The following is a 14,375-nucleotide window of genomic DNA, read 5'->3' as shown; positions in this document are numbered from 1 at the left end:
CTTGCTAGCCTGTGCTGGTGCCAGCCTCGAGTTCCGGACCCAGCGAGATCCTCTCGAGCGCCCGCCGCGCGGCGGTGGTGTACAACCCGGTGAAGACGGATGTCGACAGGTTGCGCCTGGCCGTGAACGCGGCCGCCGCAGCGGCCGGCTGGGCGGCTCCGCTCTGGCTCGAGACGAGCGTGGCCGACCCCGGCCAGCGGGTCACCCGGCAGGCGCTCCGCCAGGGTGTGGCCATGGTGCTCGCCGCGGGCGGCGACGGCACCGTGCGTGCGGTGGCCGAAGCCCTGCGCGGTTCGGAGGTGAGCCTGGGCATCCTGCCGGTGGGAACCGGCAACCTGCTGGCCCGCAACCTGCAGCTTCCGCTGAACAGCCTCGACGACGCCATCACCATCGCTTTCGACGGCGCCGACAGGTCCATCGACCTGGGCGTGGCCTCGGTGACCTACGCCGACAACAGCATCGACGACCATGTCTTCCTGGTGATGGCCGGACTCGGCCTCGACGCCCAGATGATCGCCGCAACACGCCCCGACCTCAAGAAGCAGGTGGGCTGGCTGGCCTACGTGGATGCGGGAATGCGCGCCATCCCCAAGGCGGAACCGTTCCGCATCCGCTACAGCCTGGGCACCCGCAGCGAGCACCAGGCGCTGGTGAGCACCATCCTGATCGCCAACTGCGGGGTGCTGCCTGGCAACATCCAGCTCCTGCCCGACGCCCGCCTGGACGACGGGATCCTCGACATCGCGGTGCTGCAGCCCAAGGGTGTGCTCGGCTGGCTCAAGATCTGGCGCCGGGTGACCTGGCAGAACGGGGTGTTGCGCCGCTCGGCCGCCGGCCGGCGGATCATCGAACTCACCGAGGCCGACAACGAACGCGCGATGACCACCCTGGTCGGCACCGACATCCGGATCGTGCCGGACAAGCCGCAGGAGTTCGAGCTGGACGGCGACGAATTCGGGCCGGTGACAAGCGTGTTCCTCCGGGCGGATGCCGGGGCTCTGCTGGTGCGGGTGCCGGCCGGCCGGGCACAGCCGACGGACGATTCCTGACCGGTCCGGCCTAGCGACCCTCGACGATGCGGCGCCGGCGTGCTCGCCAGGCCGCGGCGTGCCAGAACAGCAGGCCGCCCAAAATCACGATCCCGGCCGAGATCAGGGGCGGCGCGACCAGATAGCTGAACTGTTGGAGCACAAAGGAGACCGGCGGTTCCCCGTTGCCCGAGAAGGAGCTGTTCCCGAACATGCCGCTCACGGCCTGCCACTGCAGCACCATGCCACCGGCCGGAAGCACGATGGCCAGCACCCAGAGCAAAGCGATGAAGGGGTTCCACCGAGAGCTCTCCAGCTCGTCCTGGAAGTCATCACCGTCGAAGGCCAGGGTGTCGAGGTCGAGCGAGTCGTCGGTGCCGACGGCCGCGGCGACCGGGGACGCCGGCGGCACGCCGATCAGTCCGGGCCGCTCGGGGGCGCGTGGCGCGTCGCCGGGCTGGTAGCCGCGCTGGAACCTGGCATCGTGCCGCGGGTCGAAGACCGGCCGGTCGGGCCCCCCTGACCCGGTCATTCCGTCGGCTCCCCCGAGACAAGCCCGCGCAGCCAGTCCCTGGCTTCGATGAACACCCCGCTGTCGTACCGGTCGGTGAACACATTGGCCGCCTTGTCCGCCCGCGGATACGAGCCGAGGAAGATCACCTTGGGGCTGAATCTGCGCAGTCCCAGCAGTGCATCGGCGACCCGTTCGTCGAGGATGTGACCGTCGGCGTCGATGACGAACCTGTAGCGGCCGAGGGAGTCGCCGATCGGCCTGGACTGGATCAGGCTGAGATTGACGCCGCGGGTGGCGAACTGTTCGAGCATCTCGAGCAGGGCGCCGGCCCGGTCCTCGGGCAGCTCAACGATGACGCTGGTCTTGTCGGCCCCGGTCGGAGCCGGGATGACCGTGGTGCGGCCGACGAGCACGAACCGGGTCACGGCGTTGGGGTTGTCGCCGATGTTGCGGGCGAGCACGGTGAGGTCGTGGTGCTTCTCGATGCCGGGCGGGGCCACAGCGGCATCCGCCGGGCCCGGTTCGAACAGCGCGGCCGCTGCGGCCACGTTGCTCGACGACGGGATGTGCCCGTGCTTGGGCAGGGTGCTCTCCAGCCAGCTGCGGCACTGAGCGTACGCCACCGGATGCGCGTTGACGATCTTGACGTCCTCGAGGGTGGTGCCGGGCCTGGCGACAAGCACGAAGTTCACCGGCACCAGGTATTCGCCGATGATCCGCAGGTTCGGCACGCTGGCGAGGGCGTCCTGGGTGGCGCTCACCCCGCCGTCGACGGAGTTCTCGATGGCGATCATCGCGGCGACGCTGCGGCCGCTCACCACGTCGGCGAAGGCCTCCCCCACGTTGTTGACCGCCCGCCAGGGCAGGCCCTGGGCTTCGGGCACCTGGGCGAGCGCGGCTTCGGTGAAGGTCCCGGCCGGCCCCAGGAAGCTGTAGTGCACATCGGGAGTCTGTGGCATGGCTCACAGCCTAGTTGGAGTGCAAGACTGGGCACTATGAACGAACGCGCAGGCACCCTGGCCCAGAAATCAGATCTGATCGACGTTGAGGCCCTCATCCGGGCCTATTACGACCTCAAGCCGGATGTGTCCGTCACGGCCCAGCGGGTCGTCTTCGGCACCTCTGGCCACCGAGGCAGTTCGCTCAACACGGCCTTCAACGAGAACCACATTCTCGCCACCACCCAGGCCATCGTGGAGTACCGCACCGGCCAGGGCATCACCGGCCCGCTGTTCATCGGCGCCGACACCCACGCGCTGAGCAAACCGGCCACCACCACGGCCCTGGAGGTACTCGTCGGCAACAACGTGCGGGTCCTGGTCGACGAGTTCGACGACTACGTGCCCACCCCGGCGCTCTCCCACGCGATCCTGGCCTACAACCGGGCCGGCCACGACGACCAGGCCGACGGCATCGTCGTCACCCCCAGCCACAACCCGCCCATGGACGGCGGCTTCAAGTACAACCCGCCGCACGGCGGCCCAGCCGACAGTGACGCCACCTCGTGGATCGCCAACCGGGCCAACGAGATCATCGCCGATGAGATGCGCGCCGTGCGGATGGCCGAGCCGAGCGCCGTGGAGACCTACGACTTCCGCAGCGCCTACGTCGACGACCTCGAGAACATCATCGACATGAAGGCCATCAAGGCCAGCGGCATCCGCATCGGCGCCGACCCGCTGGGCGGCGCGAGCGTGAACTACTGGGCCGCCATCCGCGACCGCTACGACCTGAACCTCACCGTGGTCAACCCGCACGTCGACCCCACCTGGGCGTTCATGACCCTGGACTGGGACGGCAAGATCCGGATGGACCCGTCCAGCCCCTCCGCGATGGCGTCGGTGCTGGCGCACAAAGACGACTTCGACATCCTCACCGGCAACGACGCCGACGCCGACCGGCACGGCATCGTCACTCCGGATGCCGGCCTGATGAACCCGAACCATTTCCTGGCCGTGGCCATCGAATACCTGTACAGCCACCGCGACGGCTGGCGTACGGACGCCGCGATCGGCAAGACCCTGGTGTCCTCCACCATGATCGACCGCGTCGCCGGGTTCCTCGGCCGCGAACTGTGGGAGGTGCCGGTCGGCTTCAAGTGGTTCGTGCCCGGCCTCATCGACGGCTCGGTCGCCTTCGGCGGCGAGGAGAGCGCCGGAGCCAGCTTCGTCCGCTTCGACGGAACGGTCTGGACCACCGACAAGGACGGCATCCTGCTGGCCCTGCTCGCCTCGGAGATCGTGGCCGTGACCGGCAAGTCGCCTAGCGTGCGCTACGCCGAGCTGGCCGAGCACTTCGGCGCCCCGGCGTACGAGCGCATCGACGCGGTCGCCACCCCGGCGCAGAAGAGCGCCCTGGGCAAGCTCGACGGCGCGGCCATCACGGCCACCGAACTCGCCGGCGACAAGATCATCGGCGCGCTGAGCCATGCCCCGGGCAACGGCGCGGCCATCAGCGGCGTCAAGGTCTTCACCGAATACGCCTGGTTCGCCGCCAGGCCCAGCGGCACCGAAGACGTCTACAAGATCTACGCCGAGTCGTTCAAGGGCAAGGAACACCTCAAGCAGGTGCAGATCGAGGCCAAGGCCATCGTCGACGCCGCCATCAGCTAGCGCCCACCCGCGAGTTGCGCGAAAATGCCCCATCACGATCCGTGATGGGGCATTGTGGGCGCACCGGTTCTGGCCGGGTGGAGCTAGGGGATGCTCCAGTAGTACGCGGTCCCGCCCGGGTGCTTCTCGGTGATCGCGTAGTCCACCGACAGGTAGTCGGTGTCGTCGGTGTGTCCGGCGTAGGAGATCACGATGTTGTCGCCGGTCCCCTCGATACGGGAGACGATGGCGGTGTGATCGCGATCGCCGGAGTTGTCCCAGTCGAACTGCACAACATCCCCGAGCTTCACCTGATCACGCTGGTCGTCGGTCAGGGCGGTCGCCCGGCCGGAGTCGGCCAGGTAGTTCATGAATGCCGTCGAGCTCACCCAGGGCGAGGAGAAGTCGAAGTCGGAGCCGGTTCCGCTGGTCCACCAGTCCTCGTCCATCGCCCACCCTCTGGCCACCAGGGACTGGCTGGTGAAGTTCACACAGTCGTTGCCGGTGACCACACCGTACTCGTCGGTGTTGTAGTCCTTCCAGTGCGCCAGCGCGTAGCTCAGCTGCGCCTGCACCGCGGGGTCCACGTCCACGGGGTCAGCTGTGGTCGCCGGCGTCTGGCGCGGCGCAGCGTCTGAGCCGGCCGAGCCGGCGGCGGAGACATCGGCCGCGGTCGTGCCGTCCTGGGCCGAGCCGGTTCGATCCGTGCCGGACGTTGCCACGGCCACGGTTCCGACGACGAGTCCGCCGAGGACCAGGGCGATGACGCCAATCCGTGCTGGTCGAGCTAAAGCCACAACTACCTCTATTCGAAGGGGACGAATCTTTTAAGCCAACCACACGATTTGGTGAAGAGTCTGGGACTGCACCATGAGCCTTGCGGGGTCTTCGGACGATGCCGTCCGGAACCTAGACGACGCTCCAATAGCTGACGCTGCCACCCGCCAGGGCCAGCGATTCGTCCACTGACCTGTAGTCGGTGTTGTTCGTGTGACCGGCATAGTAAACCTGAACTCCCGAGGCCGTGTTCTCCACCCGGGTCACGATGCCGGTGTGGTCTTTGTCGCCGGAGTCGTCCCAATCGAACTGCACGATATCGCCCACCTTGACCTCGGAACGCTGAGCGGCCGTGAGCGGTGTCGCCCGCTCGGGGTGGGCGCTGAGATAGGCGGCAAAGACCGTTGAGCTGGCCCAGGCGGCGCTGTACTGGCCGGCGCTGAAGGACCACTCGGCGTCCATCGTCCAGCCGCGGGCGATGAGCGACTGGCTGGTGAAGTTCACGCAGTCGTTGCCGGCAATCGAGCCATACACCTCGGTGTTGTAGTCCTGCCAGTGCGCGAGGGCGTAATCGATCTGCGCGGTGATCCTCGGGTCCGGCAGATAGGTGAAGGTGAGGGACGGCGTCGTCGGTTCGGCGGCTGGCGTCGCGGCCGCGATGGAGGCTCCGATCGCGGGCTCGACGGCCTGGGCGAGGGCAGCGGTGGCGGCGCTGCTCGAGGCGGCGGGATCGCCGGAGGCGCTGATTCCGCCGGCCACTTGGACGGGTTCACCGGTGCCGGTGAACAGGGTCACCGGAACGGCGCCGAGGTCCGTCGCGGCGGGCGTTTGCAGCGTCACGGTGTCCGCCGTCACCGACACCACCTGGGCCGGTTGGGCGCCGAAGCTCGCGCTGGTCACGGCCTCAAGGTCGGTGCCGGTGACGGTGACCAGGGTGCCGCCGGTCACCGGGCCGGCCGGGGCACCATCGGCGGCGAGCACCGTGCTGCGGATGATCGGAACGGCTGGGGTGATCACCGTGGGCATCGAGATGGTGGCGGTGGGCGTCGGGGCGGACGTGACCTGGGCCGTCGCGGCGGGGAGACCGGCCTCGGCCGAGAACGCGCCCCCGTCGATCACGAGGCCGGTGACGATCGCGACCACCGTGGTTCCGGCGGTGAGGCCGGCCACGATGACGAGGTGGCGTTTCTGCCTGGCCCTCTTCTGCTGGAGTCTGAGCTGACGTCGGTTGGATTTTCGGGAGTCTAGAGGGGAAGCGGGGCGCACAGAATCGTTTCTCGTCGGCGGGGTGGGGACCCGTTAGGGAAACACCTGCTCATGACAGGACCCTGTGGAGAACCTCCGAAACCCATGCATGAGCATGGAATCGATTGAATCGGCCGTCGGCGAGTTGTTCAGCCGTAGGAGGGTGCGGCCGGAAGGCCGAAGAACTCTTCCAGAGTGGTAACCCCGGTGGTGTGCATCTCGGTGGCCAGGTCGATTCCGATGTACCGGAAATGCCATGGCTCGAATTCGTAACCGGTCACCGGGGTCTTGTCGGCCGGGTAGCGCAGCAGGAACCCGAACCGCCAGGCATTGGCGGCGAGCCACTGGCCGTGCGGGGTGTCGGCGAAGCAGGCGTTGAGCGAACATTCGCCGGGTAGGGCGCTGATGTCGATGGTGAGACCGGTCTGATGTTCGCTGGTGCCGGGGCGCGCGGTGCTCAGGTCCGCGCCGGCCTGACCGAGGTTGCCGACATCGTTGTTGTAGATCCGGGTCTGGGCGTCGAAGCCGCGGTACGCGCTCTGGGATTGCAGAGCCAGTCCGGTTTCGGCCGTGAACGCGGCGAACAGGGCCACGACGGCGTCCGAGGCTTCCTGCCGCAACTGCGGTGCGTTCGCGAACGGGATCGGCACATCGACGAGGTCGTCGGGAGCGTAGTCGGTGGGGTTGAGCGGGCGGAGCTTGTCGACGACCACCCAGATGCTGGTCGGGTCGTCGATCGATCGGGCCGCGCGGTCGAAGGTGGGGGCCGGTGTCGGGTCTGGCGTTGTCGACGGCGCCGGGCGCGGCGGCGTGCTGGCCGTCGGGGTGGCCGAAGCGACGGCGGATGGGGTCGGTGCGGTTTCGTCCGAGGCGGCGCGCCCGGTGAGACCGCCCAGAATGACGGCTGTCCCGCCGGTGACTATCAGGAGTGCTGCGGTGACCGCGACAAGCGTGCGTCGACGGCGCACGCGCGGCGACGCCCCCCGGCGCGATTCTTCTGACACGATGCCGAGCCTATCCTGCACGGACGACATCCCCGCGTCCGCAGCGCCGGGCAAGCTCCCGCATACGGTGAAAGGGGAATTCCTCCGCCCCACCACCTGTTGAACCGGGTATGCGAATCGTTGTAGCTGGTGCCCACGGAAAAATCGCCCGATCCCTGAACCGGGAGCTGTCCCGCGACGGACACACCGTGATCGGGTTGATCCGCAATCCGGAGCAGGGCGCTGACCTGCGCCTTGACGGGGCCGAACCCGTGGTCCTCGACCTGGAGAACAGCTCGGTCGACCAGGTCGCCGAGGTTATGGCCGGCGCCGATGCTGCGGTCTTCGCGGCCGGTGCCGGCGCCGGTAGCGGAGACGCGCGCAAGAGCAGCGTCGACCTGGGCGCCTCGGTCCTGCTGGCCGACGCAGCCGAAGCCGCCGGGGTGCGGAGGTTCCTGCAGATCTCCTCCACCGGAGCCGACCTGGTGCGCGGCGGCGCCACGCCCGACGGAGTGCCGGCCGATTTTGTGGCCTACCTGCAGGCCAAGCTCGGCGCCGAAGAGGACCTCGTGGGGCGCGACCTCACCTGGACCATCGTGCGGCCGGGCGCGCTCACCGACGACGCGCCCACCGGCACCGTGCGGCTCGAGCGCACCGGACCCGACGAGAGCGGAGCGGTGCACCCGGAGACCCAGGGCAGCATTCCCCGCGCCGACGTGGCCGCGGTCCTGGCCGAGCTCCTGCGCACCGGAGCGGGCGATCGCGCGATCCTGCACCTCATTTCCGGACCCGCATCGGTGACCGACGCGGTCGCCGCCTTCGCCTGACGACCGGTAGGTCGCGCTTCTGGCCCTCGAAGGGGGCCGTTTAACGCCGCGAAGATAACGAATGGGTTGTCAGCACGGTTTCGTGAGAGCGCTCTCTTGACACAGCCTCCGGCAGGGTTCTATGGTGGGCATCACACGTGAGAGCGCTCTCACAGCTTTTCTTCGGCGGCGCTCCACACCACCAGCACCACACACACAAAGGAGTGACCGTGAAGCGTTTCCCGCGCCCCACGATTGTGGCCGCCGTTGCCGGCGCCGCAGCCTTCGCCTTGCTTGCCTCGGGCTGTGCGCCCGCAGGTGACTCGAGTGAATCAGAGGGCGGCAAGATCAAGTTGACCGTCGCCACCTTCAACGAATTCGGCTACGAAGGCCTGTTCGAGAAGTACATGGAAGAAAACCCGGACATCACCGTCGTCGCCAAGAAGGCCGCGACATCCAACGAGGCCCGCGACAACCTCACCACCCGGCTCGCCGCCGGCAGCGGCCTGAGTGACGTCGAAGCCATCGAGGTTGACTGGCTCCCCGAGCTTCTGCAGTACTCCGACCAGTTCGTCGACCTGTCCAGCGATGACGTCGAGGGCCGCTGGCTCGAATGGAAGGAAGAGGCCGCGACGGACGCCGACGGCAACCTGATCGCCTACGGCACCGACATCGGCCCGGAGGGCGTCTGCTACCGTTCCGACCTCTTCGCCGCTGCCGGCCTGCCCACCGACCGTGCCGAGGTCGCCACTCTCCTCGGCGACAGCTGGGACAGCTACTACGCAGCCGGAACCAAGTTCGCCGCTGCCGGCACCAACGTGCCGTGGTTCGACTCCGCCGGAGCCACCTGGCAGGGCGTCATCAACCAGTTCGACAACGCCTACGAAGAGAATGACGGAACCGTCATCGCGACCGAGAACCCCGACGTGAAGGCCGCGTACAACAGCGTCCTCGACGCCAGCAGCACCCTCTCGGCTCACCTCCAGCAGTGGAGCGACGACTGGACCGCGAGCTTCCAGAACGATGGTTTCGCGACCATGCTGTGCCCGGGCTGGATGCTCGGCATCATCGAAGGTAACGCCGCCGGCGTCACCGGCTGGGACATCGCCGACACCTTCCCCGGTGGCGGTGGCAACTGGGGCGGTTCGTACCTGACCGTTCCCACGCAGTCCGAACACCCCGAAGAAGCCAAGGCGCTTGCCGCTTGGCTGACCGCCCCGGAGCAGCAGCTCTCGGCGTTCGCCTCCAAGGGCACCTTCCCGAGCCAGGTCGACGCTCTCGAGAGCCCTGAACTGCTCGACTCGACGAACGAGTTCTTCAACAACGCACCGGTCGGCCAGATCCTCGCCACCCGCGCCGCGGCCGTTGACGTCACCCCGTTCAAGGGCGTGAAGTACTTCCCGATCAACGACGCCATGCAGCAGGCCCTCACTCGCGTCGAAGACGCGACGATGACCCGCGAACAGTCGTGGGAACAGTTCGTCACTGACGTGAAGGCACTGGGCTAACCAGCCGGTTCGTCGCACCAACGCAGTACCCGCCAGGTGGAGGCACCTGCCTCCACCTGGCTCCCTTTCGTTCAACCTGCTCCCACCCTCAAGGACTCGAATGACAGCCGCGACCGAAGTCGATGCCCGCGCAATCCGCCGCATCGCCTTCAACCACCGCCTTTCCCACTGGGACGTGAAGCTCTCCCCGTACCTTTACATCTCACCGTTCTTCATCGTCTTCGCACTGATCGGGCTGTTCCCCCTGGGGTACACGGCCTGGGTGTCGCTGCACGACTGGAACCTCATCGGTGGCCAGGGCGACTTCGTCGGCCTCGAGAACTTCCAGACCGTGCTCGCGCAGCCGTACTTCTGGATCTCCCTGCGCAACACCTTCAGCATCTTCCTGCTGTCGGCCGTTCCCCAGGTGATCGCGGCCATCGCCATCGCCGCGGTGCTCGACTTCAACCTGCGCGGCAAGACCTTCTGGCGCATGGGCGTGCTGCTGCCCTACGTGGTGGCCCCCGTCGCCGTCGCCCTGATCTTCAATGACCTGTTCGGTGACAAGTACGGCGTCATCAACCAGCTGCTGAACACCGTCGGCCTCGAGTCCATCCGTTGGCACGTCGACGTCATTCCCAGCCACTTCGCGATTGCCACCATGGTCAACTTCCGCTGGACCGGCTACAACGCCCTGATCTTCCTGGCCGCCATGCAGGCAGTGCCCCGCGACTACTACGAGGCCGCGATCATCGACGGTGCCGGCCGCTGGCGCACCTTCTGGTCGCTCACCGTGCCGCTGATGCGCCCCACCATCATCTTCGTGATCATCACCTCCACCATCGGTGGCCTGCAGATCTTCGACGAGCCGCGCATGTTCGACCAGTACGGCCAGGGCGGCGCCAGCCGGCAATGGCAGACGCTGACCCTCTACATCTACGAGTTGGGCTGGAACCAGCGGAACTTCGGCCGAGCCTCCGCCGTCTCCTGGCTCCTGTTCCTCATCATCATCCTGATCGCCGCGCTCAACTTCTACATCAGCCGGAAGATCAGCGCCACGAGCGATAAAGCCATCAAGGTTCGACCCATCAAGGCACGAGGAATCTCATGAGAAAGTCACGTTCAATCGGCGGACATGACCGCCGCCCGGGCTTCTGGGTCTATGGCGTCCTGATCGCAGTGCTGGTGGGATCGTTCTTCCCGATCTGGTGGTCCTTCCTGATCGGCAGCCAGGATGCGGCCGCCATCAACAAGAACGGCATGATCTTCGTGCCCGGCGGCAACTTCTTCGCCAACGCCGCGACCGTCATCGACAGCATCCCGTTCTGGAACGCCCTGCTGAACAGCATCATCGTGTCCTCGGCCGTAGCCCTGAGCGTCGTGGCCTTCTCCACCCTGGCCGGCTACGCGTTCGCAAAACTCAAGTTCCGCGGCCGTGAAGGCCTGCTGGTCTTCGTCATCGCCACCATGGCCGTGCCCACCCAGCTGGGCATCGTGCCGCTGTTCATCGTGATGTCACGGCTCGGCTGGACGGGCAGCCTCTGGGCTGTCATCGCCCCCGGCTTGGTCACCGCGTTCGGGGTGTTCTGGATGACCCAGTACCTCAAGGACGCCCTGCCCGACGAGCTCATCGAGGCCGTGCGCATGGACGGCGCCTCGATGATCCGCAGCTTCTGGCACGTGGGCCTGCCCGCGGCCCGGCCGGCCGCCGCGATGCTCGCCCTGTTCGCCTTCATCGGCACCTGGACGAACTTCTTCTGGCCGTTCATCGTGCTCGACCCCGGCAACCCCACCCTGCCCGTGGCCCTGCAGCAGCTGCAGGCCGCCTACTACGTGGACTACTCGCTGGTGCTCTCCGGCGTGGTGCTCTCGATCATCCCGCTGATCGTGCTCTTCGTCTTCCTCGGCAAGCAGCTCGTTGCCGGCATCATGCAGGGTGCGGTCAAGGGATGACCAGGGCCTTCCCGTCCGACTTCCTGTTCGGTGCGGCCACGGCCGCCTACCAGATCGAGGGTGCGGCGCACGAAGACGGCCGCACCGACTCGATCTGGGATGCCTTCAGCCGTATCCCCGGCGCTGTCGTCAACGCGGAGAACGGTGACGTCGCCTGCGACCACTATCACCGCTACGCCGACGACGTGGCGCTGATGAAGGAGCTGGGCCTGGGCACCTACAGGTTCTCCACCTCCTGGTCGCGGGTGCGCCCCGACAACGGACCGGTCAACCCGAAGGGCGTCGACTTCTACTCGCGCCTGGTCGACGAGCTGCTCGGTGCCGGCATCAAGCCGTGGCTCACCCTGTACCACTGGGATCTCCCCCAGGCGCTCGAGGACAAGGGCGGCTGGGCCAACCGCGACACCGCCGAACTGTTCCGCGACTACGCCCTCTCGGTGCACGACGCCCTCGGCGACCGGGTCGGCGTCTGGACCACGCTCAACGAGCCGTGGTGCTCCGCCTTCGTCGGCTACACGGCCGGCGTGCACGCGCCCGGTCGGCAGAGCAAGACCGACGGCCTCGCCGCCGGCCACCACCTGCTGCTCGGCCACGGCCTCGCCGTCGAGGCCCTGCGCGAGCGCGACAGCAGCCTGGAGCTCGGCATCACCCTCAACCTCACCGTGGCCAAGCCCGTTGACCCGGCCCGCCCGGGCGACGTGGACGCGGCACGGCGGATCGACGGCCAGATCAACCGATTCTTCCTGGACCCGCTCTTTCGAGGGAGCTACCCTGCAGACGTCCTCGATGATGTGGCCCACCTGGACTTCGCCCGGTTCGTGCAGGACGGCGACCTGAAACTCATCAGCCAACCTCTCGACACCTTCGGCGTGAACTACTACAACGGATCGCTGGTGAGCGACCGACCGGACGAGTCCCCCCAGCTCTCACACGACCCCGTCGGACGAGTGAACAGTTCACCGTTTCCCGCCGCGGACGGGGTGTACAACCACTCCCAGGGGCTACCGCGCACCGCGATGGATTGGGACGTGCAGCCCGACGGGCTGCGTGAACTGCTGGTGCGGGTCTCCACCGAGTACACCGGCCCGGCCGGCACCGACCTCTGCGTCACCGAGAACGGCGCGGCCTACGACGACGTCGTGGCAGCGGATGGCGCCGTGCACGACGCCGACCGAACGCGGTTCCTCGAGCTGCACCTCGGCGCCGTCCTCGACGCGATCGACGAGGGCGTGGACGTGAAGGGTTACTTCTACTGGTCGCTGATGGACAACTACGAGTGGGCCTGGGGCTACCAGAAACGCTTCGGCATCATCCGCGTCGATTACGACACGCAGCGGCGCACGGTCAAGGACAGCGGCCGCGCCTACGCGGCCATCATCGCGGCTCGGTCGCTGCCCACGGCAGCGGAACCGCTCCTCGCAAAATAGAATGTCCTTCATGACAACCGGAACGCGCCAGACGCGTCCAGCGCAACCGACACTCGAGTTGGTGGCTGAAGCCGCTGGCGTGTCCCGTGCCACCGTGAGCCGGGTGGTGAACGGTTCCACCAAGGTGAGTCCGGAGATCGTCGCGGTGGTCACCGCGGCGATCGAACGGCTCAATTACGTGCCCAATCGCGCCGCCCGTTCGCTCGCCAGCCGGCAAACCCAGGCCGTGGCCCTGGTCGTCCCCGAGGACATCACCAGGTTCTTCGGCGACCCGTACTTCGCGGCCATCGTGCAGGGCATCACCCGGCGCCTCGACGAGAGCCAGTACATCCTCAATCTGCTGGTCGCCTCCAGCGATCCCAGCCACAAGACCATGCGGTACCTGCGCAGCGGCAATGTGGACGGTGCGCTGGTGGTCTCGCACCACACCCACGACGACTTCCTGACCGATATCGAGTCCCTGATCCCGCTGGTGTTCGGCGGTCGGCCATCGGACCATTTCGGACCGAACACGTACTACGTCGACGTCGACAACGTCGCCGGCGCCCAAGTCGGCACCCAGCACCTCCTCGACATCGGCCGCCGACGCCTGGGCTCCATCACCGGACCGATCGACATGCCCGCCGGCATCGACAGGTTCACCGGCTTCCAGCGCACCCTCGAGCAGGCCGGCCTGTCCGCGGATGCCGTCGAACACGCCGACTTCACGGCCGTCTCCGCCGCCGCGGCGATGCGTCGGCTGCTCGAACGCCGCTCAGACCTCGACGGGCTCTTCGTGGCCAGCGACCTGATGGCCACCGGCGCCCTGGACGTGCTGCGGGAGCAGGGCTATGCGGTGCCAGACGACATCGCGATCGTCGCCTTCGACGACAGTCCGGCCGCGATCGGCGCCGCGGTCCCGCTGACGACCATCAGCCAGCCATCCGCCGAGATGGGCTTCGCCATGGCCGACATGCTGCTGCGGTTGCTCACCGGCGACCCCGACGTGCCGCACCGCAACATCATGCCGACCCGGCTCATCCAGCGCGCCTCGGCCTAGGCGGCTCGCNAAGACCTCCGGTGGAGGGTGGAGCTGTCTAGGTCCCATTCCTCAACCCGGAGGTCTTCGTGTCTCACGCTAATGCTGCGCTCACCCCGATTCAACGTCTACGGATTGGGAGGCTGATCGTCGACGACGGCTGGCCTGTTGCCCATGCTGCCGTGTTCTTCCATGTGTCATGGCCGACCGCGAAACGGTGGGCCGACCGGTATGCGGCGATGGGCCGCGACGGGATGGCTGACCGGTCCTCGCGGCCGCACCACAGTCCGGCCAAGACCCGCCCGGATCTGGTGCGGAAAGTCGTGCACCTGCGGTGGAAGAAGCGCCTCGGGCCGGTCGGGATCGGTGCCCGCCTCGGGATGCCGGCGTCGACTGTTCATGCGGTGCTGACCCGGTGCCGGCTGAACCGGTTGCGGCATGTCGACGTCCGCACCGGCGAACCGGTCCGGCGTTACGAGCATGAGAAACCCGGGTCGCTGATCCACGTCGACGTGAAGAAACTCGGCAACATCCCGGACGGCGGCG

Annotated in this window: 14 protein-coding genes; 9 read left to right on the top strand and 5 right to left on the bottom strand. The window is 67.4% G+C overall.

Annotated features, from left to right (window positions below):
- Positions 1-17 precede the first annotated feature (17 nt).
- Entirely contained in the window at positions 18-1,049 is a 1,032-nt protein-coding gene (locus E3T61_RS20615) for a diacylglycerol/lipid kinase family protein (protein ID WP_241992728.1), read from the top strand.
- 10 nt (positions 1,050-1,059) lie between these two features.
- On the opposite strand, the gene E3T61_RS20610 is transcribed toward E3T61_RS20615, so the two are convergent.
- Both E3T61_RS20610 and pheA read right to left on the bottom strand, forming a co-directional pair.
- On the bottom strand, positions 1,060-1,560 hold the full coding sequence (locus E3T61_RS20610; protein ID WP_134642713.1) for a hypothetical protein: 501 nt from the start codon (positions 1,558-1,560) through the stop codon (positions 1,060-1,062).
- Positions 1,557-2,501 carry a prephenate dehydratase gene (pheA, locus tag E3T61_RS20605; RefSeq protein WP_134642712.1) on the bottom strand — a complete coding sequence of 315 codons (945 nt, stop codon included), beginning with the start codon at positions 2,499-2,501 and terminating at the stop codon, positions 1,557-1,559. The genes E3T61_RS20610 and pheA overlap by 4 nt, the downstream gene beginning before the upstream one ends.
- Before the next feature lie 36 nt (positions 2,502-2,537).
- Here pheA and pgm point away from each other — a divergent pair, with 36 nt between their 5' ends.
- The gene (pgm, locus tag E3T61_RS20600; protein ID WP_134642711.1) at positions 2,538-4,154 is read left to right on the top strand and encodes a phosphoglucomutase (alpha-D-glucose-1,6-bisphosphate-dependent); all 1,617 of its coding nucleotides are present in this window, start codon (positions 2,538-2,540) and stop codon (positions 4,152-4,154) included.
- A gap of 83 nt (positions 4,155-4,237) precedes the next feature.
- On the opposite strand, the gene E3T61_RS20595 is transcribed toward pgm, so the two are convergent.
- The 3 genes from E3T61_RS20595 to E3T61_RS20585 form a co-directional block, all read right to left on the bottom strand.
- Positions 4,238-4,930: an amidase domain-containing protein gene (locus E3T61_RS20595; protein WP_166793343.1), complete on the bottom strand. Its 693-nt coding sequence runs from the start codon at positions 4,928-4,930 to the stop codon at positions 4,238-4,240.
- Positions 4,931-5,042: 112 nt separating this feature from the next.
- Positions 5,043-6,080, bottom strand: coding sequence for an amidase domain-containing protein (locus E3T61_RS20590; protein WP_134642709.1), 1,038 nt, complete (start codon positions 6,078-6,080; stop codon positions 5,043-5,045).
- 224 nt (positions 6,081-6,304) lie between these two features.
- On the bottom strand, positions 6,305-7,159 hold the full coding sequence (locus E3T61_RS20585) for a M15 family metallopeptidase (RefSeq protein WP_241992727.1): 855 nt from the start codon (positions 7,157-7,159) through the stop codon (positions 6,305-6,307).
- A gap of 110 nt (positions 7,160-7,269) precedes the next feature.
- On the opposite strand from E3T61_RS20585, the gene E3T61_RS20580 reads away from it, so the two are divergent.
- The 7 genes from E3T61_RS20580 to E3T61_RS20550 form a co-directional block, all read left to right on the top strand.
- Complete coding sequence (locus E3T61_RS20580) at positions 7,270-7,965, top strand: NAD(P)H-binding protein (protein ID WP_134642707.1); 696 nt, start codon at positions 7,270-7,272, stop codon at positions 7,963-7,965.
- Between the two features lie 203 nt (positions 7,966-8,168).
- A complete protein-coding gene (locus E3T61_RS20575) occupies positions 8,169-9,452 on the top strand; it encodes an ABC transporter substrate-binding protein (RefSeq protein ID WP_420898510.1) in 1,284 nt (427 codons plus the stop codon).
- Between the two features lie 100 nt (positions 9,453-9,552).
- Positions 9,553-10,542 (top strand): carbohydrate ABC transporter permease, encoded by a 990-nt coding sequence (locus tag E3T61_RS20570; RefSeq protein WP_134642705.1) that lies wholly within the window; start codon positions 9,553-9,555, stop codon positions 10,540-10,542.
- Positions 10,539-11,384, top strand: coding sequence for a carbohydrate ABC transporter permease (locus E3T61_RS20565; RefSeq protein WP_134642704.1), 846 nt, complete (start codon positions 10,539-10,541; stop codon positions 11,382-11,384). The genes E3T61_RS20570 and E3T61_RS20565 overlap by 4 nt, the downstream gene beginning before the upstream one ends.
- Positions 11,381-12,811 (top strand): GH1 family beta-glucosidase, encoded by a 1,431-nt coding sequence (locus E3T61_RS20560; protein WP_134642703.1) that lies wholly within the window; start codon positions 11,381-11,383, stop codon positions 12,809-12,811. Before E3T61_RS20565 ends, E3T61_RS20560 begins: the two co-directional genes overlap by 4 nt.
- A 10-nt stretch (positions 12,812-12,821) precedes the next feature.
- Entirely contained in the window at positions 12,822-13,850 is a 1,029-nt protein-coding gene (locus tag E3T61_RS20555) for a LacI family DNA-binding transcriptional regulator (protein ID WP_134642702.1), read from the top strand.
- A gap of 68 nt (positions 13,851-13,918) precedes the next feature.
- Positions 13,919-14,375, top strand: a 457-nt coding sequence (locus E3T61_RS20550; protein WP_166793342.1) for a leucine zipper domain-containing protein, incomplete at its 3' end; no start/stop codon positions are given.

The sequence above is a fragment of the Cryobacterium lactosi genome, assembly GCF_004403945.1.
Classification (GTDB): Bacteria; Actinomycetota; Actinomycetes; order Actinomycetales; family Microbacteriaceae; genus Cryobacterium; species Cryobacterium lactosi.
This window is presented reverse-complemented; position numbering and strand designations above follow the sequence as displayed.